The organism is Pseudoflavitalea rhizosphaerae, assembly GCF_003991355.1.
In the GTDB taxonomy this organism is placed as follows: Bacteria; Bacteroidota; Bacteroidia; order Chitinophagales; family Chitinophagaceae; genus Pseudobacter; species Pseudobacter rhizosphaerae.
In genome coordinates, this window is record NZ_RCSU01000013.1 from 37,703 (window position 1) to 60,590 (window position 22,888).

Here is a 22,888-nt window from a genome sequence, read left to right on the forward strand (position 1 = left end):
CGGCAAAAGCCGGTTGGACGGTCCCGTTCCGTTCCAACCTGGCTGATGCCTTAATTCAAAGTATCCATGCAGCAAACGATCGTTAAACTAGAAAACCTATCCCACCGGTATAGCCAGCAATGGGCGGTAAAAGATATCAGTTTCGAAATAAACAGGAATGGCATATTGGGGTTGCTCGGCTCCAATGGCGCAGGCAAATCCACCACCATGAATATCCTCTGCGGCGTATTGAGCCAGACGGAAGGACAGGTGACCATCGATGGGATCGATATCCGGCAAAATCCCGAAGAAGCTAAAAAAAGGATCGGCTTCCTGCCACAACAGGCGCCTCTCCACCTCGAACAGACAGTTGATGAATACCTCACTTTCTGTGCACATATCCGTCTCCTCCCCAAACGCGATATCAAAGCAGCTGTTGAAGCCGTGAAAGAAAGATGTGGCGTTGCACATTTCAGCAACAGGCTGATTGGAAATCTTTCAGGCGGTTATCGCCAACGCGTAGGCATTGCACAGGCCATCATTCACAAACCCCTGCTGGTGGTGCTGGATGAACCCACCAACGGCCTCGACCCCAACCAGATCCTTGAAGTAAGACAACTGATCAAAGAAATTGCGGCAGAACGCTCCGTGATCTTTTCTTCCCATATCCTCGCAGAAGTACAGGCCACCTGCCACGACATCATCATGATCGAAGGAGGACAGGTTGTTTTCAAAGACACCATGCAGGCCTTCAACAACTACATCGCACCTGACAGTCTCATCGTTTCTCTCGAAAACCCTCCTTCGATTGAAGTGCTGAAAAGCATTCCCGGTATCACGGCAGGCGAACAGGTGGAAGACAAAACCTACAGGCTGCACTTCAGTGATGCCCGCCAGATCAGCGAGAAAGTAGTGCTCAAAAGCGTGGAAGAAGGTTGGAGACTCACTGAGATCAATCTCGAGAAAAGTTCACTCGACGCCATCTTCGCTCAATTATCTAACAAAAGATCAAGTCAAAAAATATCATGAGAAGCATATACAGAATAGGACGGCAGGAACTCAGTATCTTATTCCATTCGCCGGTGGCATGGCTGATCCTCATCGTATTTCCGATACAGATCGGAATGGATATCACAGAGTACATCCTCATGCTCGGGCGATCACAGAGAATGGGCACGCCTTTTCAGCAGGTAACCAATATCGTTTTCGCCAGTCAGAATGGTTTTTATGCAGGTGTGAAGAATACTTTGTATTTCTATATCCCATTGCTCACAATGGGATTGATCAGCCGTGAATTGCACAGCGGCTCCATCAAACTATTACTCTCCTCCCCTGTAAAAGTGAGAGACATAGTGCTGGGCAAATATTTATCCATGATGGTTTACGGCCTGATCCTTATTGCCATCATCGGCATGTATGGGGTGGCCGGCTCATTCTTCATTCCAAATATCGATTACCTGATGGTGATCTCAGGAGCTATTGGCCTGTACCTGCTGATCTGCGCTTATGCCGCCATTGGGCTCTTCATGTCAAGCCTGACTTCCTACCAGGTGGTGGCAGCCATCAGCACACTGGCCGTGCTGGCCCTGCTAAATTTTGTAGGAGGACTTTTCCAGGGAAATGATGTGGTGCGCCATATCACCTATTTCCTAAGTATTTCCGGAAGAACAGAGCAATTCATCAGCGGATTGATCAGTTCCGAAGATGTGATCTACTTCCTGCTCATCATCACTTTCTTTCTCAGTATTACCGGTATGCGACTGCAGGCCGGCAGGGAAGCAAAGTCAACCCGCTTGAAATTCACCAGGTATGCCGTGCTGATTGCCGGTTGCGTGATCATTGGCTACATCAGCTCACGCCCACGCACAACCGGTTATATTGATATGACCGTTACGAAGTCGAGAACATTGAGCCCGCAAAGCATAGCTTACCTGAAACAAATGGACAAGCCGCTCAAGATCACCACTTATGTGAATATATTGGGCGATAACTTCTACCTCGGCGCCCCGGAGAAAAAAAGTTTCGACGAACGCCTGTTCAACCAATACAGGCGCTATCTCCCCGACCTTCAGATGGAATATGTTTACTACTACGATGCGGCTGACAACAGGAATCTATTGAAAAGCAACCGTGGATCAACTATTGAAGAGATCGCCAAAAAAGTGGCAGATATCCAGAAAATGGATTTCGATAAATTACTGACACCTACGCAGATCAGGAGGATCGTTGACCTGGCCCCGGAGCAGAACCGCATCGTTCGCCAACTCCAATACGGCAACCAGAAAACTTTCCTCCGCTATTACGAAGATATCAGGATCTACCCAAGCGAGCAGGAGATAACGGCGGCGATCAAACGATTGATGGAGCCTGACAAGATCCCGGTGATCCGGTATGTAACGGGGCATGAGGAACGAAGCCCCTTCAAATCTGGCGACTCTGATCTTCGAAAATCAGCATCCGAGCTCAGTTTCAGGTATTCGCTCATCAACCAGGGATTTGGAGTGGATACAATTGACCTTGCCAAAGGTAACATCCCGGCCAAAACTGCTGCATTGGTACTGGCTGACCCCAAAACAGCTTACAACGATGCTGAATTGCAACAGATCAAACAATATATCGATGCCGGCGGCAACCTGCTGATCCTGTCTGAAACAAATTCACAGCCCCATCTCGCACCTGTTTGTGAATATATTGGTGTGTCTACCGGCACCGTAAACCTTACCCAGCAAAGCAGGGACTTTGCGCCAGACATGCTGCAGGCATTGTTTACAGAAGAATCGGATAACTTCTCGGATCGTTACAGGGCTTACAGGGCAGACAGCGCTATCGTTACAATGCCCGGCGCCGCCACCGTCAGCTACCTGCAGCAATCCTTCAAGGTAATGCCCCTGTTGAAAAACGAGGAGGGGAAGCCTTTGTCTGTAGCACTTTCGAGAAAGATCAACAACAAAGAGCAGAAAATTGTAGTAGCCGCAGATGCGGATTTTCTCAACACAGTGGAACTGAGCAGAAGGAATCCGGCCAACAGCAATTTCATTTTTGTGACCGGACTGTTCAGTTGGTTCAGCAATGGAGAATTTCCGGTGAACACACAAGGCAAACGTTCAAAAGATGTGATCGATAGTGATGATGATGGTGTAATGATGATGAGGTTATTCTTTTTTGGTATCCTGCCCGGTTGCGTCCTGATTGCCGGTGCATCTCTTTTGATCTACAGGAAGAGAAGATAATTTCTTTCCCTATGTAATTACTGATCACTGCAAGCTGCTGTATGGTTTTCCATTCAGCAGCTTTTCCTTTTATCCTCCCTCCTTTTATATAGTGAAATAACTCATGCTTTCACGAAATACAGTGAAATAATTCTTCCCGGAAACACTGTAATAACCTGTATTTCAACTTATTAAACAATTGGCATTTAGTTGGCTTCTATTCTGCATTAACCATTTGCTCAATACAAACTGACCAGCATGTCATTACAGGAAAAACAAATTCAATCAGTGCGGGATATTCCCATCAGGTTTTTTCGTCCTCATTTACTCGCTCAAATATTGGAAGACTTGAAGCACCGTGGTTACCGGCTTCAGTTCAGGAGGGAAGCTACCTGTCTTTACTGCAATGAACTGAGTCAATGGATCAGCCCTGAAAGTTTTGTAGTGGACGAATATTATCATTTCGAAGATGCTTCTTCAACCGATGAAGCAAGGACCCTTTATGCCATCACTGTTGAGGAAGGGAAAAAAGGATTCCTCGTTGATGCCTGCCTGGTATATGAGGATAATATCAGTAATGAAATGATGCAGAAATTAAGATGGGAATATGAAATCAGGGCCTGACAGGGGATCATTCCTGCATTAAACTATAAAACCATAAATCATGAAAATTGTAGTTGTTGGCGGAACCGGACTGCTCGGTTCAAAGCTGGTCCCACCATCAATTACTCAATCAACAATAGTCACCCAAAAAAACAATAGTATGTTACCAAGAGGAACTACTGCTCCGGACTTTGAGCTCTATTCAACGCCGGACCAGAAGCTAAAACTAAGCGATCTGAAAAACAAAAAAGTGATCCTGGCCTTTTACCCGGCAGACTGGAGCCCGGTTTGTGATGATCAGATGAATCTGTACAACGAGATGGGCAAATTCTTTTCCAGGCATAATGCACAAGTGCTGGGCATCAGTGTAGACAGTAAGTGGAGCCACCTGGCCTTTGCCGATCACAATAAATTCCATTTTCCATTATTATCCGATTTCGAGCCAAAGGGGGAAGTAGCCCGTTTGTATGAAGTGTACAACGAGAAAACAGGAGAGTGTCAAAGGGCCCTGTATGTATTAGATGAAGCAGGTCTCATACAATGGAGCTACCTCTCCCCTGTTGGTATCAACCCCGGTGCAGATGGTATTCTGAATGCCCTGGAAGAATTAGATAACGTAAAAATCATTAATCAATGAGCCAGTTATATCAACCTATCAGCAACATCGACCATTTTTACGGAAACCCGGATGCAACAGTATCCCTGGTGGAATACGGAGATTTCGAATGCCCCTACTGCGGTCGTGCATATCCGATAGTAAAAGCCATCAAGCAGGAACTGGGAAAAGACCTGAAGTTCGTATTCAGGAATTTCCCCCTGACAAAGATCCATCCGAATGCCTTCTCTGCGGCTGTTGCAACAGAAGCTGCGGCATTACAGGGAAAATATTGGGAGATGCATGATATTGTTTTCGAACATCAGCATTCACTGGACCCGGAAAATGTATTCCTGCTGGCGGGCAGGATCGGGCTGGACCTGGAGAGATTCAAACATGATATTCACGATGAAAAGTTGATCGGTAAAGTGGAAAAGGATTTTGAAACCGGCCTCAGAAGTGGTGTGAACAGAACGCCCAGTTTCTTTATCAATGGAGAAAAATTTGAAGGCGATTGGGGAGAAGGTCAATTGATGGATCGATTGAAAGACGTTCTCGCAGCAGGTCCGCTGGTGTAGTAGCGTTATGATCATTCAACAGGATCATCAAAGGGCCGCCCGGGAAAAGATTCCGGGCGGCTTTTGCATCGGACATATGTTGCAGGTTTTCTGAATATCTTTAAGCAAAAATCCGCCTATGCCTCCCAAGAGGTCGCTGGTATTGATCACGCTCATGATCGGCACTTCGATGGCTGCCATTGACAGCAGTATCGTGAACGTGTCCCTGCCGGTTATTCAGCGGGAGTTCAATGTTCAACTGGATGCCATTGCCCTGGTAGTAACAGTATACATGATCACCTATAGTTTGTTCATTCCTCTTACCAACTGGCTGAAGAACCGTATTGGGTATTACAATCTGTATATGACCAGCATTTCGCTGTTCGTGGCAGGGTCACTGTTATGTAGCCTCGCAGACAGCCTTACTTTCCTGATCCTTGCGCGGGCGGTGCAGGCCATCGGTGGCGGCGCCATTGCACCTACTTCGCTGGCCATCCTGAGTGAGACATTCCCCAAAGAGGAAAGAGGAAGCGCCGTTGGCTGGTGGGGAATTGGTAACGTGATGGGACCAGCGCTGGGCCCCACTTTGGGCGGTATCCTTACTCAATACCTGGGATGGCAATCGATCTTTTATGTAAACGTTCCTGTAGGTATCATTACCATCTGGATGGCGGCCAGGAACCTGCAATTCCTGAAACAGATCCCGATCACCAAACCACCGCTCGATCTGAAAGGCTATTTGATGCTGGCAGGATTCGTGCTATTGTTGCAGGCAACCATTATACCCTTTGCATCCCGCTACGGACTTACATCCTGGCAGTTCCTGGGTTGTTTTGTGGTCACCGTCACTATCCTGGTTCTTTACATACGTACCTCAAGACGGCCTGAGCCATTACTTGATCTGTCTATTTTCAAGATCCCGGATTTCAGAAGACCGTTCATTATCGTTGGCATCCGTTCTGTGGCACTGTTCGGCGGCATGTTCTTTCTTCCCTTCCTCCTACAGGGCTATCTTGGGTATTCCGAGATCGGGAGCGCCATGCTATTATTACCCAATGCCCTGATCATGCTGGTCACCAGGCCGGTTTCAGGAAAGCTGGCAGATAAAGGGATGATCAGATATATTTCGGTTATCGGTATCTTGCTGGTATCAACCTCCTTTGTGTTGTTTTCCATTATCGATATTGGTGCAAGCGCAGCATTTATTGTAACAGCTATGATCATACGCGGATTGGGCATCAGTTTCCTGATAGCGCCTGTATCAACGGCAATGCTGAACTCGGTAAATTCAGAGCAAACCGCTACTGCTACTTCGTTGAATACGCTGATGCTACAACTTGGAGGTTCAGTAGGTATTGCTGTAAGCAGCGCTATCCACACGCACCTGTTAGCGCATTATGAAGCTAAAACAGGTACACATCAGTTGGCAGAACATTATGCATTGCAGGATGGATTCCTCACCACGGCGGGATTGATATTACTTGCGTTATTGCCAGCAATACGGCTGCCGCAAAAAACGAGGAAGCGATTAGTGGATAAGAATGTGTTGGGATAATTATTCGTTTGCTGGCATTACAGCATTCTCCCCTTCCATCCTGAATATCACAGGTAAGATTTTGTAGGAAGCTACCGGCTTCCCTTTTAACAAAGCTGGCTCCCATCTGGGCATGGAAGATATAACCCTGATAGCCTCTTCCAATATACCATACCCTGGTACAGGGTCATTTGGTTTCAGATGAACATCTCTTACAGCTCCATTCTTATCAATAGTAAACCTTACATTCACTGTTGCCTCGATTTCATACTTCAAAGCAGAGTCCGGGTATAGTAGATTCGCTGCAATAAATCGTCTCAGTGAATCCATACCACCAGCGAACATTGATTGCCGCGTAATTTTTTTTATGCTGCCAGGCCCCCCCGGAATAGTATCATATTGTACTTGAACAGGAATGTTCTTTTTCATTTCCCCGCTGGAGCTATTTGAGAAGAAGGATAAAAAGAATGCAACAAGAACAGATAGCTGAACAATAAATTTCATCATGACTATATTAGAATATCGCCAATATATTCAATTTCCATCGGAAATAAGCAAAAAGCAGGAATGTTATTCCTGCTTTTTGAACCAGCGCCTTAGCCAGTTGTCAAATGAAATATTACAATTTTATTGCCTCCTCCTCCTGAACCAGATCAACAGGTAACTCACCAGCATGATGGCGGGCAAAATAAAAGTGAAGATGATCCTGGAGATCTTGAATCCACTTTTGCCGATATGAATATCATTATCGGTAAAAGGCGGGCGGCTGACATCCACCGGCGCATCATAATTGGATAGCCAGTTGAATGATCCCGCGATCAGGAGGAAGTTCCCGGCAAAGATATCCTTGCGTGAATGCCCCAGCTCACCATTGCTGATACAATCAGCATCTCCGAGGATGATCACTTTTTGTTCTTTCTCACCTACTTTCCGGCTTAGTGCAACAGCAGTAGCCAGATTCCCTGCTGCTGTTTCCCCTGCCGCAGGATTGAATACTGCACTATCGTCAACAAAATCTGTTGTTTCCAGTTCATTCCAGGCGCCAGCGGAATCTGTCACCAGCCAGGGTGTTGCCGTATATCCATTGGTGTTAGCATTGCTGTACTGAAGACCAACGGCAGAAGGCATCACTACTACCTGGTTATTCTTGCGGAGGATACGGAACATCTTTGAAAATTCACTGGCTGCTTCCGTAGTTTGCGAAAAGATCAGGTCTGCCTGATAGTCTTTATTAGGTTTTACCAGTCTGCCTTCCATCAATCGAACGCCAAAAAGTTCGGTTATGGGATTCATCGTTTCCTGTCTTTTGGGTTCTCCCGCAATGAGGAGATTACCACCCCTGGCGATATATTGTTTCAAATGTTCCAGGTGCAAATCTGGCATGGCGGTTTTCACATCGGCGATCACCAGGATGCTTATATAGGCGGGTACTTCCTGATCCAGCGTGAGCTGCTCAAAGTCGAAGCCCTGGTTGATGAGAGAGTAACGGAATGTATTTTCTTTTGCAAACTTGTTGTAATCACGGTCACCTTCCCCGATGCAGTCGCGCTCTCCATGACCTCCCACAAAACCCACTTTAGGCAAGGTCATTACCAATCTCTTGATGGCTGCGCTGATCTCTGCTTCGGAAGGAAAGCCCATGGCATCATTGAAAACCCGCAGTACAGAACGTTGCCCGCTATCGCGCTCGAGTACTTTGATATACCTGAAATTTTCTTCAGCGAGTGTGGTTTGTATCTTCCCCAACTCACTCACAGGTTGGAAAATCGCTGAGTCCACACCGTAAGTCTGGGCTACTTTGGCCATTCTTTGCCTGTCGTTCAATTTAGGGAATCGCTGGTTCAGGGACTCCTCGTTATTGCCTTTCGCGAAGTAGCGAACATAATTCATTTTGATCTCCGGCTTGAAGCGCTGGTATTCCCTGAAGCGGCGCATATCATCCAGTTCGGCCCTGGGCATTCCCATCCACAGCCAGCGGTCTTCGTCCAGCGCATTGGAATAAGTGGTGATGGTCAGTCCACCTTTGGCTTTGCTTACAATATCCTGGCTGGCTTTGGTAAGCGTTCGCAGTTTTGTTCTGGTGGCGTCATAGTAAAACATCATGGCGGGTCTTGAGCTCAGGTAGCCCACCATCACGGCAGCGCCGATAACCAGTGCGTAACGTCCCAGCGAAACTACTGTTCGTGTTTTCTGCCGTATAGCGCGGAAACGGTAAATGCAAAGCCCCAGGAAGAGCCCCACCACCGTGATGAAATAGATCACATCTTCAGTGCTCACGATGCCGCCAATGAATTCATGCGTTCTTCCACCCATGGATAACCAGAACATGATATCACGCACGAAAGCAATATCCTGCCATAACTGGCTTGTATAATTCAGCACGGCAAATACGGCGAATGTACCCATGGCCGCCACTACCTGGTAAGAAGTAAGGCTCGACATAAAAAGACCTACCGCCCCATAAGCGCAGATCAACAGGAAAATCCCCAGGAGCCCTGGCAGGGTTGCCGGGAAATCGAATTTGTCTACCACAAATGCGCCGTATAATGTAAAAATGAACACGATGCCTGTCATCAGCAATGCGTAAGCCGCAATGGACATGAATTTCCCGAAGATGATCTGTGCATCACTGATCGGAGAGGAATACAATAATTTGATGGAACCGCTGCTGATCTCACGGCTCATCATCCCCATGGTGAGGAGGGGAATATAGAAATACAGGTAACCGAGCAGTCGCGTATAAAACCCTCCCCAGGGATCAGTATATAATTTCAGAGTAACACCTTCCAGGTTATATCCCATTTCCTTGAACTGGACCATACCTTCCAGTACTCCGGAAAAAACGATACCGGCCTGAATGGTAAAAACAATAAGGATCAGCCAGGCAATCGGTGAAAAGAAAAGCAGCTGCAATTCGGTACGGGCAATTCTTATAGTTTGTTTCATTATTTTATTTTCTACGTTAGGAGCGTGACTGTTTTTTAGACAATTCAGCAAAAATGGTATCCATCGAATTCTTCTCTGCATTGATCTCCTTCAGGCGCCAACCATTGTGAACGCTCTGATCGATGATCTTTTCCAGCATATCATCCACACTGTCTACTTTCACGCGATAACGGGAACCACCTAATGTTTCCACCGCTACCACATTGGGGATCCGTTTCAATTCTTCTGCCCCGCGCGGTTCCAGCATCGTCATCAGAATGGTGCCGGGAGCTGCATAACGGTCAAATTCATCCACACTACCGGAGAACACTACCCGACCGTCTGCCAGCATCAGGATATAATTGCAGGCTGCCTGTACTTCAGACAGCATATGCGTGGAAAGGATCACTGTTCTTTCTTCCGCGATCTCTTTGATCAGGTTACGGATCTCCAGGATCTGGTTGGGGTCAAGGCCATTGGTGGGTTCATCCAGTACCACCAGCTCGGGATTGTGAATGATGGCCTGTGCAATCCCCACACGCTGCTGATAGCCTCCGGATAAATTCCTGATCAACCTTTTCCTGAAATGAGTGATACCGCATTTATCAAGCACTTTGTTCACAGCATTTGCCTGTTCTTTACGCGGTATCAATCTCAGTCCGGCGCAGTGAGTGAGGAACTCATCGATGGTAAGGTCGATGTGCAGTGGCGGCCGTTGCGGGAGAAATCCCATCAGACCTTTGGCAGCGATAGCATCCTTGCGAATGTCCACGCCATTGATAAACACATCCCCTTTGGTGGGTTTCAGCACTCCGCACAGAATGTTCATCATGGTTGACTTTCCCGATCCGTTGGACCCCAGCAATCCGTAGATTCCGCGAACCGGTATCTCGAAATCGATATCACGGATTGCCCATTGAGCAGTATAGCGGTGCGATAGCTGAACTGCTTTTACTATTGGTTGTTTCATATGTTGTTTACATCATTTGATTAAAGCCGAATCCCATTTTGTACATACTGCTTACGGGGACTCCCTTGTTGAGCAGGATCTTCTTTTTCAACCTGCGTGCAGGATCGGCTATTTCATCGGACAGGATTCCGAGAATGTATACATCACCGTTCTCAAGCCCCACCATGATCTGATCATGTGTGAACACCCCCATCAACTGGTTCTGGCAGGCCGTGATAGTTTTCACAGGTGAATCGAATGAATAATATTCCGAGCTCCTTGCAGGGCCATGCTCATACAGGTAAAGCGTTTTGTTACCGCTGCCTCCAGAATAGAACATGTAATTCTCGATGCGTGGCAGCTGGTAGAAGATACTCTGCGCGTTAGCCGTACCGGAGCCGAAAGGCATTTCTCCCATGAATACGGCCTGTGCAGTGTAGAACTGGTCCATCACCATGATCTTTTGAACATAATGCTGTGTGCCATTGAAGAAGATCAGGTTATAAGAAGTGGTGAATCGTCCCTGCTTCAACGGCCCTACATAAACCAATTCCTTGTCCATGGCATCTATCAGCGTAGTGCCGGGAGGAATGGGCGGGCCGGGCATATAATTGATGGGCAGTACCTGGCCGTGATCTGATCCTTCAAAGAGTTTGCCTTTGGTCTTATCATAGAGAATGGTCTGTCCACTCATATATGTACCGCTCCAGCCTTTATCGAATTTCACACCACCGGGAATGAACATGGGCTTATTAGGATATACACCTGATTGGGAATAAGCATTATTGACATGCTTTCTCGTATATATATTTCCGTTATCATCCAGCATAATGCTGTAGTCCCACATGTAAAACTCGCCTCTCGGCCTGAAATCTTCCGGAACGGTATTGCCAAGAAAGAAGGTATTGGTCTTGTAGATGGGGTTCAGGGTAGTGCCGTCCAGCTCAATATTCCCCGCTGCATCATTCCTGATGATAAGTACATTGCCGGGATTGCTCAATCCTCCGCCAGCCATCCAGTGCTCTCTCACTTCAATGGCATTGGGCCCGAGCTCTTCACCAGACATGGTAGTATAAAAATCTGCAGTGACCTCAAAGGTTACGGGATCGATAAAGGAAACGATACTCCGGTTATCCTTTTTCGTTAGCATCACCCAGCCTAACAGGTAAGCGGGAATGGCATCTACAGTGAAACCATCCAGGAATGTAGCTTCATTTTTCTTGTTTACCACTTTCAACTTTACATAAGGGCGGATGCCGGTGAGATCGCGAACGGGATAGTCGAGGATGGGACCTGTGGCAATTTCTTTCCCGTTACAGTACCAGGTAAATGAAAAACTTTCTGCCACTGTATTGGCTCTTACTGTATCTCCGCCAAAAACGAGTTTGGGATTGATGTCGAGTGTATCGCTGGATCGGGGATTGATGAACCTGCCGCCATCAAAGATGATCTCCACCTTACTGAGATCTTCATATGTATAATTTCCTTTGTCTTTATGGCAGGAGGATGCCAGTAATAACAGCAGGGCGATGATACTATATTGTGTACATTTTTTCATGTTCATGCGGGGTTACTTATCAGAATAAATTCGGTGATACATTGATCTGGCCGTTCTCATCTTCATATACTTCTCCGTTCTCACGGCCGCGGGCGAGGAAATCTCGGAAGATGATCGCATAGGCGCGTTGTTCGGTTTCAGAAAGACCTGTCATGTCTGCGATGCCTGTTGCCTCTATGAACAAACGGTATTTGTTGTCGGAATACTTTGCCAGGAAATTGGTTTCCACCACAGGGGTCCACCAACCGGGCCGGGCGATCATGTCTGAAAAAGTAATATCGATAAAACGATTGGCAGGCGGGCCTAATTTAAAATTTTCATTTTCCTGCAAAGCGAGCCTGATCTTGAATTTTCCTGTCTTCAGCCGGTCTGAATGATGCAGCACCAATGCAATGGTATCCACAGCGCGGCCTGCACGCAATTCAATATTGCCAGGCAAATCGTAATCTCCTGCAATGGCCGTGGTTTGCGAAGGATCAACTGTGAGGGCGACCGTCCTGTTCTGTTCCTTTAATTTCCCCATCAATTTGATCAGGAGTGGTACAGTATCCCTGATCTCGCCGGGATGGAAGGCAAAGGAATATTCGATGGGTTTCATTGCACTGGTGTCTGTTGGTGTATTCACCAGGTAAACAAAGGAAGTATCCCCATATTCGTCCACAGCGTCCTTGCTGCAGGCAGCAAGTAAACAATAAAAGATGGTGATGATATATAATCGGTTCATGAATGCTTTTTTTTATTAGACAACTATCGTTCTGTTACTGGCAATACGAATTTGTCGGTCAGTGTTTGGTTGCCATTGATTTCGTCCAGTATTGTTTTGTTGAGCCGCTTATAGAGGAAGAATAGCTTTCCTTCGCCTATGAATTCCCTTCTGGCATCATTGATAATGGCATCGAGGAAGGCAGATTTATCGGGAACGGAAGGTAGCGGAGCGGTACAGCCTCTTTTTGTGCGAAGTGTATTGAGTAACGCAAGGGCTCCGTCAGGATCAGTGTCATACTGGGTTTCAGCGGCAATATGATACAATTCACTCAGCCTGAACATGGGAATGGCGGCAGTGATCTCCCCTTCCCTATCCTGTGTGGTATCGAACTTCAGCAATTGCCTTCCGTTCGTTGTGAGATAACATTTCTTCCTGTAGTCTGAGTTCAGATCACTACCAAAGATCTGGTTGGTGTTAGGTAATAGGAATGTAACATGATTGAATTCGCTCTCATATCTTTTCCGGTACAATGCGAAGATGAGGTCTTCAGAGAGCAGCCTGTCGTACGCTCCCACATCAATAACAGTTGACGCAGTAAACCCTACTGTAGGTTCATTACCTGCAGTTTTATCATTGATCACTTCCATGGCATTGGCATGCGCCAGTTGACTGTTGTTGGCGTATAAAGCAACACGCGCCATTAAAGCAGTTGTAGCATAGTAGCCCATACGGAATCCTCTCTTACCTGTTCCAAAGAATGTCTGGTCCAAACCGAAGCGGAAGCGGTATTCATGGAAGTCCTTTTTTGCTTCGGTGGGTGTATCGAAAGGTTTCTGCAGTTCTTTGCTTCGTGTAAGGTCAGCAATGATCAGTTGCAATATCTCGCTGGTTGGCTTTTCCGGCATGGGAACATGCGTGAGTGTAGTGTAGTAAGGAATAGCAGCCGCATCCTGTACAACAGGGGCAGGGGCATACAAACGCAGCAGGTCGAAATGCAGCATACCGCGGATGGCTAGTAATTCTCCTTCCAGTTTGGCGCGCTCCTGTTCTTTGAAGAAACCAGGTCCTTTTTTATTCATCTCTTCCAGCAAGCCATTGCAGTTGGCGATGGTGGTATAGGCGAGGGACCAGATCCCATTGATACGTTGCTCCATTCCGGCAGAAACATAATCGTAGGTCTTCAGCTGATCGTATTGTGTATTCTTCAGATCATAGCAACGGGCCAGTACGTCAACGAAGCCATGTGTGAGTTCGCCGCCGTACAGGGTATAGGTGGAGAGATTGGCGTAGATGCCATTGAGCGCTATCGAAAACCCTTCCGGAGTTTCCAGTAACACATCAACGGACACTTCTGCTTTCGGTTCCAGTTCAAGCCAGTCTTTCACGCAACCCGTGGAGAGAAGCGCAATGCCGGCAATAATGAACAACTGTATTTTTTTTATCATCGGGAATGACTTTAATGTTTAGAAACCCAGGTTAAGCGTGAGGTTGACAGTTCTTGCATAGGGATAATCCGTTCCGCGTTCGATATCGATACTGGATATCCGGCCCAGTTCATTACTGGTCAGCTGCACCCTGCAATTGTTCACTTTCCAGCGCCTGAGGAATTGCTGTGGAAGATCATAACCGATGGTTATGGAATTGAAATCGATATAGTTGTTACGCTGAACAAATCGTGATGTCACTTTTGTGGTCTCATTCCAGAGACGAACATCTTTCAGGTGTGTAATATCCCCGGGTTTCTGCCAACGGTCGGAGAACACACGGCTGTCTACGTTCGTATACACATTTGCGTTTTCCACTTTACTCACCAGTGTACTGTTGTACATGTCGCCGCCGTATTCATAGAGAAATCCGGTAAAGATGAAGAACGACTTATAACTGAAATTGAATCCGAATGCGCCCCTGAGTTTGGGCTCGGAATCACCTACCACTACGTGCTGCGACTGGTTCCAGGTATAAGTGGTCTGACCATTCTGGTCAAGGAACACTTCACGTCCATCTGCCGGATTGATGCCCAGGGATTTCATTGCATAGATGGCGGTCTGTGAAGCTCCTTCAAAGTATTTGTTGAGGGGCTTGTTCACTACGGAGTGGTCCTTGTAATATTGCTCAACACGGTTATTGTACTCTTTCAGTGCATCGCCGATCTTCAGGAATTTATTCCTGTTATGCGCTGCAGTGGCATACACATTCAGGTTGAAATTCTTCCGGGTCAGCACCTGGTACCTTGCACTGATCTCGTACCCTTCATTCAAGATCTCGCCCAGGTTGCTTTTATAGGATTTGAAACCGGTTGAGAATGGCAGCGTGATATCACCGATCAGATCCACGGTTTTTTTATTGTAATAATTGACGGTAAGACTGAGCTTGTTGAAAACCGTGATATCGAAACCTGCATCGAACATGGTAGTCTTTTCCCATTCCAGGTCAGGATTGGCGATGGTTACCAGGTTAGCGCCGATTCCGAATGCATACCAGTTATCGAAATTGTACCTGTAAGTGCTTTTTGATACGCTTTGTGAGAACCCTGCTTTACCTACCTGCCCGTAGTTGGTACGTACTTTGAAATTGGTCAGCCAGGGATAATTCTCCTGTACGCCTTTGTAATTATGAATATTGATACCGGCGCCTAACGACCAGAAAGGTGCGAAACGAACGTTGGAACCGAATTGTGATGCACCATCGTAACGACCGGAGAAATCGAGCAGGTAAATATTATCGTAGCTGTAGTTGGCGGAAGCCATGAAACCCAGCAGTCGTGATTTCTCATTATCTCCCGTTGGTTTGTTGAGGATATCTGCGGCAAAATTCACATCGTCTGTATTACCTGTGAGGAAGCCAACAACAGAATAGCCTGAGCGCGTCATATTCTTTTGTGCAGCATTGGCGCCGATAGTTGTATTGAGATAATGTTTGCCGTACCCTTTACCATAAACAAGCAATGCATTGAAATCCCAGGTCTGCATTTCATCGTCAAGAATCGCTTTTGTTCCTTTTTTGGTGAAATCAAGTCTGTCGAACTGGGAAGATGCCGGGTCTTTGAAATTCTGCTGCTGGCTTTTCTGTAACATTACAGCAACACGGGTATCGAGGCGAAGTCCATCGGTGATGGTCCAGCGAAGATTGAAATTGTTGGAGAAATCGTTCTGCGTTGTGCGATTGTAGCTTTTCAGATGTGCGTCGTACAAAGGATTGCCGCGATCACCGGGATGCCCCCAATCTCCCAGAAGCTTTTTGTAATTACCTTCTTCGTCCCGGATGGTTTCGTAAGGGTTCTGTCTGGCGTATGTGCCGAAGGAACCGAATGGCGATTCCTGCGATTGTATATTATTCCATTGTATATAATTCCTGAACATCAGGTTATTCTTCCTGTAGGAAATGGAAAAACCGATGGAGTTGTTGCCTCTTTCTGAGCCTTTCATGATACCCTGCGTACGCGCGAAGTTGAGATCGGCGCCAAAGACGAATTCTTTGGATCCGCCTTCCACCAGGATATTGTGCCGGTGGTTCAGATCAGTGCGAAGAGGTTGCGATAGCCAGTCAGTTTCAACACCGCGGTTCACTTCAGCCAGTTTTGCATAATAGCTGCGCTCCCGGATCATTGCCTGTTCAGGAAGGTCATTCTGACGGGGATCGAAAACTCCGGAGATCCTTTCCAGCTCCAGCTTCTCTCTTGCATTGAGCAGGTGATAACCAGAAAGGTCAGGGACCGATACGCTTCCATTCATTGAATAATTCACGCGTAATCTTCCACTCACGGGTTTCACCGTTTCTATCACCACTACCCCGTTTGCAGCGCGCGAGCCATAGATGGCCGTGGAAGCAGCATCCTTTAGAATGGTGATGGACTCTACGCGAGTAGGGTCCAGATCAAAGATCCTTTGCACCGGCACTTCATAACCATCGAGGATGAAGGTGGGAAGATTGGGATCATTGCGAAGTTGCGTGGGAGAAAGCGCAGCTTCATCATCGGGGAGTGTAACATCTCCCAGACCGGAACGGCCGCGGATATAGATAGGATTGATATTATTGGGATCAGAACCGAGGCTGTTATTATCGATCACCTTGAAAGAAGGATCGAAGATCTGTAAGCTGCGCAACACATTATTGGGCGACACTTTCAGCAATTCTTTCCGGCTGATGGTAACAGCAGATCCTGTAAAATTATTCTTGTTGATATTGGAGTAACCATTCACGATCACCTGGTTCATCTGGTTATTGCTCGTTTCCAGCACGATCTCAACACTTACGATCTGCCCGGGCGTCGCCTTCACGTTCTCATCAAGATCTTTCTTCACGGAGTTGGCCGTATAACCGCCAGACACTTCGCGAATGCGGATCTCAATGGGCTCATAACCGATCATGGACAATTGCAGGATCGTGTTCTTTTCGATATTTCCCAACCGGAAAGATCCCTGTGTATTGGTAACGGTGCCGATAGTGGGAGATCCTTTTACACGGATCGATACGCCCACCAGTAATTCCCCTGAGGCAGAGCGTACAGTTCCGGTAACGATGGCCGGAGGAACCACCGCGGGAGCAGAAGGCGGTTGTTGCTGATTGGGAGATGTTTCCTGTTTGGAGAGAAAAATATTTTTTTCCCTGAAGCGATAAGTGATGCCCTGATCTTTGAAAACGAGCTGGAGGAATTGTTCCAGAGGAACGTTATCAACAGATACGGTCACGGGTTTGGATGCGGTAAGAATGTTCTTATCTCCTGAAACTACATACCCGGTTTGTTTTTCGATCACCTGGAAAACCTTCTTCAGGGGTGTTTCCTTCCCTGAGAATGTAATGGTCTGTGACATTCCGGATATGCAAATAAAGAGCAAGGCCGCATTAATGAATAAAGCAGTTAGTCGCATGTACGCGGTATTTTGGTTTTGGGTTTGGCTTCTGCAAGCCTATTGAAAAGTCTTAATCCACTCCAGTGACAATCAGTTTTCTTCCTTCCAGTCTTAACCGGACACCCCAGTCTTTCATCCCCTCCATAAAATCGAACAGGGAAAGATTCCTGTTCACTTTTCCAAAAAATGTTTTTGAGGGGACTCCGTTCTCGTAGAGGACCTCTACATCATACCATCGTTCTACTTCCCGCATCAGTTCTTCCAGTGTAAGGTCATCGAAACTGAAATAGCCATTTTTCCATCCCATCACTTTTTCGATATTCACCTGCTGCACTACTGTGAATGGTTGAATGGCCGGTATATTTTTCCATTGTGCCTGCTGCCCTGGTTTCAGCACAACACTTGTGCCTGGCTGGTCCTGGCTTTGCATCCTGATAGCCCCGGTAAGCAATGTTGTACGCAAGATCTTTTCATTCTGATAAGCGTTCACATTGAATTCCGTTCCCAATACTTCGATGGAGGTCTGGTGACCTGCCTTTACCAGGAAAGGTCTTTCCACGTCTTTCTTTATCTCGAAATATACCTCACCTGTGACCTCCACATTCCTTTCACTGCCTGCAAAAGCTGTTGGGAAACGGATGGAGCTAGCCGCATTCAACCAGACCCTTGTACCATCAGGAAGCGAAAGTTTATAGATCCTTCCTTTGGGAGTAGACAGGGTATTGTAAAGAACTTTTGCGGAAGGGTCAGTGCCATTGTAGGAAAGCAGTCCTTCCGATTTGGTGATCTGTGTATTTCCTTCCTGTGCAATGGCGCCATCCTTTGTTTGGTCAAGAATAATTTCTTTTCCATCGGCCAGTTTGAGGATAGCTCCTTCTGAAGCAGGTTGCAGGTTTTGCTGTATAACGGGTTTGGCGGCAATTTCAGTAATCCTGTTATCATTCCTGTTCACACTCCACCAAACCAATGTCCCACCTGCCACCAGGATAGAAGCTGCAATAGCAGTAAGTCTTCTGGGATTCAACCACCTGATGCCTGCGCTTTTTATGTTTGATTCCCCGCTAAGCGGGATCGCTTTTTTTATTTTCTCGAATACGATGTTCCTGCTTGTCTCATATTCACTGATAGTGGCAGCCAGACTCTTCTCATCGGTGAGCTGATGAAAGAACAGCCGGTGTTCTTCAGACTGTTGTACCCAATTATCCAATTCCTGTTTTTCCTGATCATTCAGCTCATCGTTGAGATGCTTACGGATCAGGTCCGCAATTGTTTTTGAAATGTCGTTCATAAAATCAATGTTGATAAGGCTGTGAAACAGGAACCCGGGTAAACCGGCGCTTGATGGTCCGCCGGTTGAGTATATAACCCGCAGGGAATCCTGTTTGTCCCGATTTAATAGAAAAAAATTATGGAAGTCAGTGGGAATCCGATTTTCACGTTCCGGTTCAGGAACACCATTCTCACTGTTTTCAATGCGATGGACTTCGCATTGCGGACTGTTTTTTCACTGATCTGAAGCATGTCAGCGATCTCCTGGTTATTGTATCCCTGGAAATAGGACAATTGAAGGATCTTCCTGTAGTATTCAGGAAGTTTTTCCACTTCTTCGCGGATACTGGTGATCAGTTCAGATTCTATACCGGAGAAGAGGATCGACATCTGTTCTGCATTGGAGAAATCACTGATCTCTTTGTCAATAGCAGACCTGTTTTTTTGATTGCGTAAAAAATTATAGCATTTGTTCCTGGCATTCAGGAACAGGAAAGCACGCAGGTGTTTGTGGGAATCCAGCGTTTCCCTTTTTTCCCAGAGCAGGATAAAGATCTGCGCCGTCATATCCCTGGCGTCCTCAATAGTTGGGAGAAGGTATTTGCAGAATGAAAAAATATTATTGTAGAAATGATTGTATATGGCGGTAAAGGCCGGTTCATCCCCGTTCCTGAATTTCAGTATGGTGTCATAGTCAATTTCAATATTTGACATGAGCCGGCTGTTTAATCTTCTATCATTTCGAGTATCCTTTCGTTCTCAATGATCAGCATGCCATGACGATCATTGGTGATACCTGTTGTAAGTGTATAAGTGTAGCGCGGTACGCTGCCTTCCATGATGGTGGGAAGATAAGAAAATTGCAGGTTATCACAATCATGTTGCAGAACATCGCCCACTTCAATGATATGCGTGGAGATCACGAAGAAGCTATTGTGCCAGGTTGCAAACTCTTTGGTAACAGCGAGCGTTGCATCATATGCATCCTTCACATTGGTTCCCTTGAAAAGTTCATCGAAGATGATCACAAGATCATTGCCCTTTGCCACTTCTTCCGCCACCTTCCTCACGCGCAATACTTCTGCATAAAAATGGCTGTACCCGAGATTCAGGTTATCAGGCACATTGATGGAAGTATAGAGTCCATCCCTCACGGAAAATTCCATTTCCCGGGCAGCAACAGGAAATCCCATATGTGCCAGGTATACGGCGATGCCCAGGGACTTCATGAAAGTGGATTTGCCGGCCATATTGGCCCCGGTGAGAAAGAGAACATTCAGGTCTTCGTGGAGGCTCAGCGGATTGGCTACCGCCTTTTCAAGTGCAGGATGACTCAAAGCCGTAGTCCGGAAAACATAATCCTCCTTTGGCAATGCCTTTGCATAATGCAGATTTTTAGCGCGTGCAGTATCGCTGACGGCAATGTATACATCGAGATGATAAATGAGATCGAGTATCTGCTCTACATCGTCCCGGAGTGCATGACGTATGAGATGATCATACTTCGCAAACTGCAGCAATGCAGGTTTTGTGTTCTGAAACTCCTGCAACCACTTCATCTTTGGACTGGAGAATAATTCCTTAACGGTTTTGAATTGTACAGTATCGGGAAAATTCTTTTCCATTTTTTGCAGGAAGTTGCGCAATACGCTGAACACTTCAACTGCGGCGAGCAGGCCACGTTGCAGGTGTTCATACTGTTCATCCTTCACCGCCATATGCAGGAGTTTTTTCTGCAACAAACTGCCTGCAGCTCCCAGGAAAGTACTGCCAGTACCGGCTCCAAGCCAGGCTTCCGCCTCCTGGAAAGTATTCTGATCGAAAGGAAATTGCAGTTTGCGTTCATGAAAAAATTTGAACACCTCACTGCGACAGTTAATGGCCGCAGGATCGGACAACGGCTGGTTGAACATTTTTTCCAGTAATTTTTCCCCACCCACTGTTTGTGTATGGTTGAAAAGATTGAATATGGATTGAGGTTTGAATTTCCCGGTGATATTGAGGTCGTCCAAAGTTTGTTTATCTGTTACAAAACTCATACTGTCATTGTTTTTCGTGGTTTCCTTTTTCCGTTTTTCAGGATGTGGAGGATCTTTTCGTTTTGAATGATCACCATACCGTGGCGATCTCCTGTAATGCCTTGTTCCAGCGTATAAGTGTATTCAGGCTGGTTGCCATTCATGCGCGTAGGAAGGTATACGAAGTTGATATTCCTGTATTTTTCGCGAAGCACATCCCCTGCTTCGATGATATGAGTTGAGATAACGAAAATACTTTTCCTCTTTTTCGCGAAAGCAGATACAATAGCTATGGTGGCTTCATAAGCGTCTTTCACATTAGTGCCGCGGAAGAGTTCATCGAAAACGATGAAAAGATCTTTCTTCGCTCTCAGTTCCTGCGCCATAAGTTTTACACGTAATACTTCCGCGTAGAAATGGCTGGCGCCCATGCCGAGATTATCAGGCAGATTGATGGTGGTGTACACGCCATCCAATACGGTGAATTCCATATTTTTCGCAGCCACCGGAAACCCTGTATGCGCCAGGTACATAGCGATGCTCAGGGATTTCATGAAAGTGGATTTACCCGCCATATTAGCTCCTGTTAGAAAGATGATATTGCTCTCTGCTGTTACATGGATATTATTCGGCACTGCGTTTTTCAACAAAGGATGATAAAGGCCTTCCAGTTTCAACAGTTGCTGCTGGTTTCCGGTGAGCGCTTTTGGGAACACGAACTTCCTTTCGTTCGCTACTTTGGCAATGGACAGGTAAGCATCGAGATTGTAAATCAGTCGCAACATTTTTTCGATCTGCTCCCTGTGCTTAAAGCGCAGCAGTACATCGAAAGCAGCAATTTGACCGTGCGTTAGCTTTCCTTTGCTGTTCAGGATCTCTGCGAATGCAGGAAGGTGGAGGACTGCCAACAATTCTTCTTTTTCCTCACTGTAAAATTCATTCGAAGTCAACTCGTTCATCAGGTCCAGCGCTTTCTTCATCAGCTCTATGAGTGCCTCTGCTCCTTTGTAGATCAGCTGGGTATTCACATCCATGGCGATCATATTGGTGAGCTTACGGGCAACTGAATTGTCCTGCGTAGTTAGTTTGGACCGTTCATCAGTATTTTCCAGGTAAGGCTCAGCTGCATCGAAGTCCGAACTTTTAAAAGGGAAAACAGTTCCCAGTGCGGCAAAGGATTGAATAATGCTGCAACGTTTGTTGATGGCGTCATGGCTGGAAAGCGGATAACGGAACATTTCTTCCAGCACTGCCGCGCCGCCTCTGGTAGAGCAGCGATTGAAAATATTGTAGATGGATTCGCCGCCATGTTTTCCGAAGATATGCAGATCTTCCAGGGTTTGTTTATCAGTTGTAAATGACATGTGAGAGGGTTGTGTATCCTGGCGAATATCAGATATATTTTCGGAAATGGTGGAGCAGGAATTTTTTTAAATCTTCGGGACATTTTTCAAACTGCTTATGAAAAGCAGTAGCAGAGCCAGTTACAGCAATCAGGCATGAATAAAAAGGATATTGCAATTATTCGGAGAGCAGTCGCTCGCCTCCGGCGAGTGACGAATATTTGTTCGCCTCCGGCGAACACCGCGTCGCCGGAGGCGACTAAATACAAGTCACTCGCCAGAGGCGAGCGACTGCCAGCTCTCCGCCTTTTAAGTCAGCCCCTGGGCACTGCGAAATTGGTTCGGCGATCTTTTCGCAGCTTCATTATTCTTTCAACTATTTTATTGCTCCGAAGGTATCAGCACGATCTTGAATTTAATACCGGTTGTTGGTTTGAAACCATCGCTTCCATCCGAGCCCTGTATACTGATGGTCAATCCGCCGGGCTTATAAAAATACGTGTAGCTAAATCCGCCATATACCTGTGGCAATACTTCATAATTGGTGCCATCGAACAGTGCGGCCACCACTACACCATCGTTCTCAAAAACAACATCATCAATTTCAGGCATATCGATAGCAGTTATATAAGTGCCATCGGATGAGTTAAAGCTCCAGGCGGATGGAGGTACTGTATAAACGATTGTTCGGTTAGGTATTTCCGTTACTTCAGTTGTATAATATTCCTTTTTACAGGAAACGCCAAGTACCAGCACAAACAGCAGCGCAATAATGGATAATTTATTCATACGG

General features: G+C 46.5%; 18 protein-coding genes. 6 read left to right on the plus strand and 12 right to left on the minus strand.

The annotated features are described in order from the left end of the window. Positions 1 to 66: 66 nt before the first annotated feature. The 6 genes from D9Y29_RS20375 (at position 67) to D9Y29_RS20400 (ending at position 6,498) form a co-directional block, all read left to right on the plus strand. Positions 67 to 1,008 carry an ABC transporter ATP-binding protein gene (locus tag D9Y29_RS20375; RefSeq protein ID WP_127131720.1) on the plus strand — a complete coding sequence of 314 codons (942 nt, stop codon included), beginning with the start codon at positions 67 to 69 and terminating at the stop codon, positions 1,006 to 1,008. Continuing rightward, the gene (locus D9Y29_RS20380) at positions 1,005 to 3,209 is read left to right on the plus strand and encodes a Gldg family protein (RefSeq protein WP_127131722.1); all 2,205 of its coding nucleotides are present in this window, start codon (positions 1,005 to 1,007) and stop codon (positions 3,207 to 3,209) included. The genes D9Y29_RS20375 and D9Y29_RS20380 overlap by 4 nt, the downstream gene beginning before the upstream one ends. 237 nt (positions 3,210 to 3,446) lie before the next feature. Further along, a complete protein-coding gene (locus D9Y29_RS20385; protein WP_127131724.1) occupies positions 3,447 to 3,812 on the plus strand; it encodes a phosphoribosylpyrophosphate synthetase in 366 nt (121 codons plus the stop codon). Between the two features lie 40 nt (positions 3,813 to 3,852). After that, positions 3,853 to 4,428, plus strand: coding sequence for a redoxin domain-containing protein (locus D9Y29_RS20390; protein WP_241237998.1), 576 nt, complete (start codon positions 3,853 to 3,855; stop codon positions 4,426 to 4,428). Then, the gene (locus D9Y29_RS20395; RefSeq protein ID WP_127131726.1) at positions 4,425 to 4,964 is read left to right on the plus strand and encodes a DsbA family protein; all 540 of its coding nucleotides are present in this window, start codon (positions 4,425 to 4,427) and stop codon (positions 4,962 to 4,964) included. Before D9Y29_RS20390 ends, D9Y29_RS20395 begins: the two co-directional genes overlap by 4 nt. A 118-nt stretch (positions 4,965 to 5,082) precedes the next feature. Then, the gene (locus D9Y29_RS20400; protein WP_127131728.1) at positions 5,083 to 6,498 is read left to right on the plus strand and encodes an MDR family MFS transporter; all 1,416 of its coding nucleotides are present in this window, start codon (positions 5,083 to 5,085) and stop codon (positions 6,496 to 6,498) included. Here the strand turns inward: D9Y29_RS20400 and D9Y29_RS20405 are convergent, their stop codons facing one another. From D9Y29_RS20405 to D9Y29_RS20460, 12 genes are all read right to left on the minus strand, one after another. Further along, positions 6,499 to 6,984 carry an energy transducer TonB gene (locus D9Y29_RS20405; RefSeq protein ID WP_127131730.1) on the minus strand — a complete coding sequence of 162 codons (486 nt, stop codon included), beginning with the start codon at positions 6,982 to 6,984 and terminating at the stop codon, positions 6,499 to 6,501. 120 nt (positions 6,985 to 7,104) lie between these two features. Continuing rightward, a complete protein-coding gene (locus D9Y29_RS20410; protein ID WP_127131732.1) occupies positions 7,105 to 9,423 on the minus strand; it encodes a Gldg family protein in 2,319 nt (772 codons plus the stop codon). A 16-nt stretch (positions 9,424 to 9,439) separates the two neighbouring features. Further along, a complete protein-coding gene (locus D9Y29_RS20415) occupies positions 9,440 to 10,372 on the minus strand; it encodes an ABC transporter ATP-binding protein (RefSeq protein WP_127131734.1) in 933 nt (310 codons plus the stop codon). 7 nt (positions 10,373 to 10,379) lie between these two features. Next, complete coding sequence (locus tag D9Y29_RS20420) at positions 10,380 to 11,909, minus strand: PKD-like family lipoprotein (protein ID WP_164735498.1); 1,530 nt, start codon at positions 11,907 to 11,909, stop codon at positions 10,380 to 10,382. Between the two features lie 19 nt (positions 11,910 to 11,928). After that, positions 11,929 to 12,633, minus strand: a complete 705-nt coding sequence (locus tag D9Y29_RS20425; RefSeq protein ID WP_127131738.1) for a DUF4843 domain-containing protein — start codon at positions 12,631 to 12,633, stop codon at positions 11,929 to 11,931. A 23-nt stretch (positions 12,634 to 12,656) separates the two neighbouring features. Further along, a complete protein-coding gene (locus D9Y29_RS20430) occupies positions 12,657 to 14,060 on the minus strand; it encodes a RagB/SusD family nutrient uptake outer membrane protein (protein WP_127131740.1) in 1,404 nt (467 codons plus the stop codon). A gap of 18 nt (positions 14,061 to 14,078) precedes the next feature. Next, positions 14,079 to 17,426 carry a SusC/RagA family TonB-linked outer membrane protein gene (locus D9Y29_RS20435; RefSeq protein ID WP_164735499.1) on the minus strand — a complete coding sequence of 1,116 codons (3,348 nt, stop codon included), beginning with the start codon at positions 17,424 to 17,426 and terminating at the stop codon, positions 14,079 to 14,081. A 109-nt stretch (positions 17,427 to 17,535) separates the two neighbouring features. Then, a complete protein-coding gene (locus tag D9Y29_RS20440; protein ID WP_127131744.1) occupies positions 17,536 to 18,753 on the minus strand; it encodes a FecR family protein in 1,218 nt (405 codons plus the stop codon). Positions 18,754 to 18,857: 104 nt separating this feature from the next. Then, positions 18,858 to 19,448, minus strand: a complete 591-nt coding sequence (locus tag D9Y29_RS20445) for an RNA polymerase sigma factor (RefSeq protein ID WP_127131746.1) — start codon at positions 19,446 to 19,448, stop codon at positions 18,858 to 18,860. Positions 19,449 to 19,459: 11 nt separating this feature from the next. Further along, on the minus strand, positions 19,460 to 20,773 hold the full coding sequence (locus D9Y29_RS20450) for a MutS-related protein (protein ID WP_127131748.1): 1,314 nt from the start codon (positions 20,771 to 20,773) through the stop codon (positions 19,460 to 19,462). Continuing rightward, on the minus strand, positions 20,770 to 22,116 hold the full coding sequence (locus D9Y29_RS20455) for a MutS-related protein (protein WP_127131750.1): 1,347 nt from the start codon (positions 22,114 to 22,116) through the stop codon (positions 20,770 to 20,772). Before D9Y29_RS20455 ends, D9Y29_RS20450 begins: the two co-directional genes overlap by 4 nt. A 360-nt stretch (positions 22,117 to 22,476) precedes the next feature. Further along, positions 22,477 to 22,884 carry a hypothetical protein gene (locus tag D9Y29_RS20460; RefSeq protein WP_127131752.1) on the minus strand — a complete coding sequence of 136 codons (408 nt, stop codon included), beginning with the start codon at positions 22,882 to 22,884 and terminating at the stop codon, positions 22,477 to 22,479. Positions 22,885 to 22,888 lie beyond the last annotated feature (4 nt).

Excerpts from the sequence above, each read along its gene's own strand:
- D9Y29_RS20375 (WP_127131720.1), top strand. The coding sequence starts at position 67 with ATGCAGCAAACGATCGTTAAACTAGAAAACCTATCCCACCGGTATAGC.
- D9Y29_RS20380 (WP_127131722.1), top strand. The coding sequence starts at position 1,005 with ATGAGAAGCATATACAGAATAGGACGGCAGGAACTCAGTATCTTATTC.
- D9Y29_RS20385 (WP_127131724.1), top strand. The coding sequence starts at position 3,447 with ATGTCATTACAGGAAAAACAAATTCAATCAGTGCGGGATATTCCCATC.
- D9Y29_RS20390 (WP_241237998.1), top strand. The coding sequence starts at position 3,853 with ATGAAAATTGTAGTTGTTGGCGGAACCGGACTGCTCGGTTCAAAGCTG.
- D9Y29_RS20395 (WP_127131726.1), top strand. The coding sequence starts at position 4,425 with ATGAGCCAGTTATATCAACCTATCAGCAACATCGACCATTTTTACGGA.
- D9Y29_RS20400 (WP_127131728.1), top strand. The coding sequence starts at position 5,083 with ATGCCTCCCAAGAGGTCGCTGGTATTGATCACGCTCATGATCGGCACT.
- D9Y29_RS20405 (WP_127131730.1), bottom strand. The coding sequence starts at position 6,984 with ATGATGAAATTTATTGTTCAGCTATCTGTTCTTGTTGCATTCTTTTTA.
- D9Y29_RS20410 (WP_127131732.1), bottom strand. The coding sequence starts at position 9,423 with ATGAAACAAACTATAAGAATTGCCCGTACCGAATTGCAGCTGCTTTTC.
- D9Y29_RS20415 (WP_127131734.1), bottom strand. The coding sequence starts at position 10,372 with ATGAAACAACCAATAGTAAAAGCAGTTCAGCTATCGCACCGCTATACT.
- D9Y29_RS20420 (WP_164735498.1), bottom strand. The coding sequence starts at position 11,909 with ATGAAAAAATGTACACAATATAGTATCATCGCCCTGCTGTTATTACTG.
- D9Y29_RS20425 (WP_127131738.1), bottom strand. The coding sequence starts at position 12,633 with ATGAACCGATTATATATCATCACCATCTTTTATTGTTTACTTGCTGCC.
- D9Y29_RS20430 (WP_127131740.1), bottom strand. The coding sequence starts at position 14,060 with ATGATAAAAAAAATACAGTTGTTCATTATTGCCGGCATTGCGCTTCTC.
- D9Y29_RS20435 (WP_164735499.1), bottom strand. The coding sequence starts at position 17,426 with ATGTCACAGACCATTACATTCTCAGGGAAGGAAACACCCCTGAAGAAG.
- D9Y29_RS20440 (WP_127131744.1), bottom strand. The coding sequence starts at position 18,753 with ATGAACGACATTTCAAAAACAATTGCGGACCTGATCCGTAAGCATCTC.
- D9Y29_RS20445 (WP_127131746.1), bottom strand. The coding sequence starts at position 19,448 with ATGTCAAATATTGAAATTGACTATGACACCATACTGAAATTCAGGAAC.
- D9Y29_RS20450 (WP_127131748.1), bottom strand. The coding sequence starts at position 20,773 with ATGAGTTTTGTAACAGATAAACAAACTTTGGACGACCTCAATATCACC.
- D9Y29_RS20455 (WP_127131750.1), bottom strand. The coding sequence starts at position 22,116 with ATGTCATTTACAACTGATAAACAAACCCTGGAAGATCTGCATATCTTC.
- D9Y29_RS20460 (WP_127131752.1), bottom strand. The coding sequence starts at position 22,884 with ATGAATAAATTATCCATTATTGCGCTGCTGTTTGTGCTGGTACTTGGC.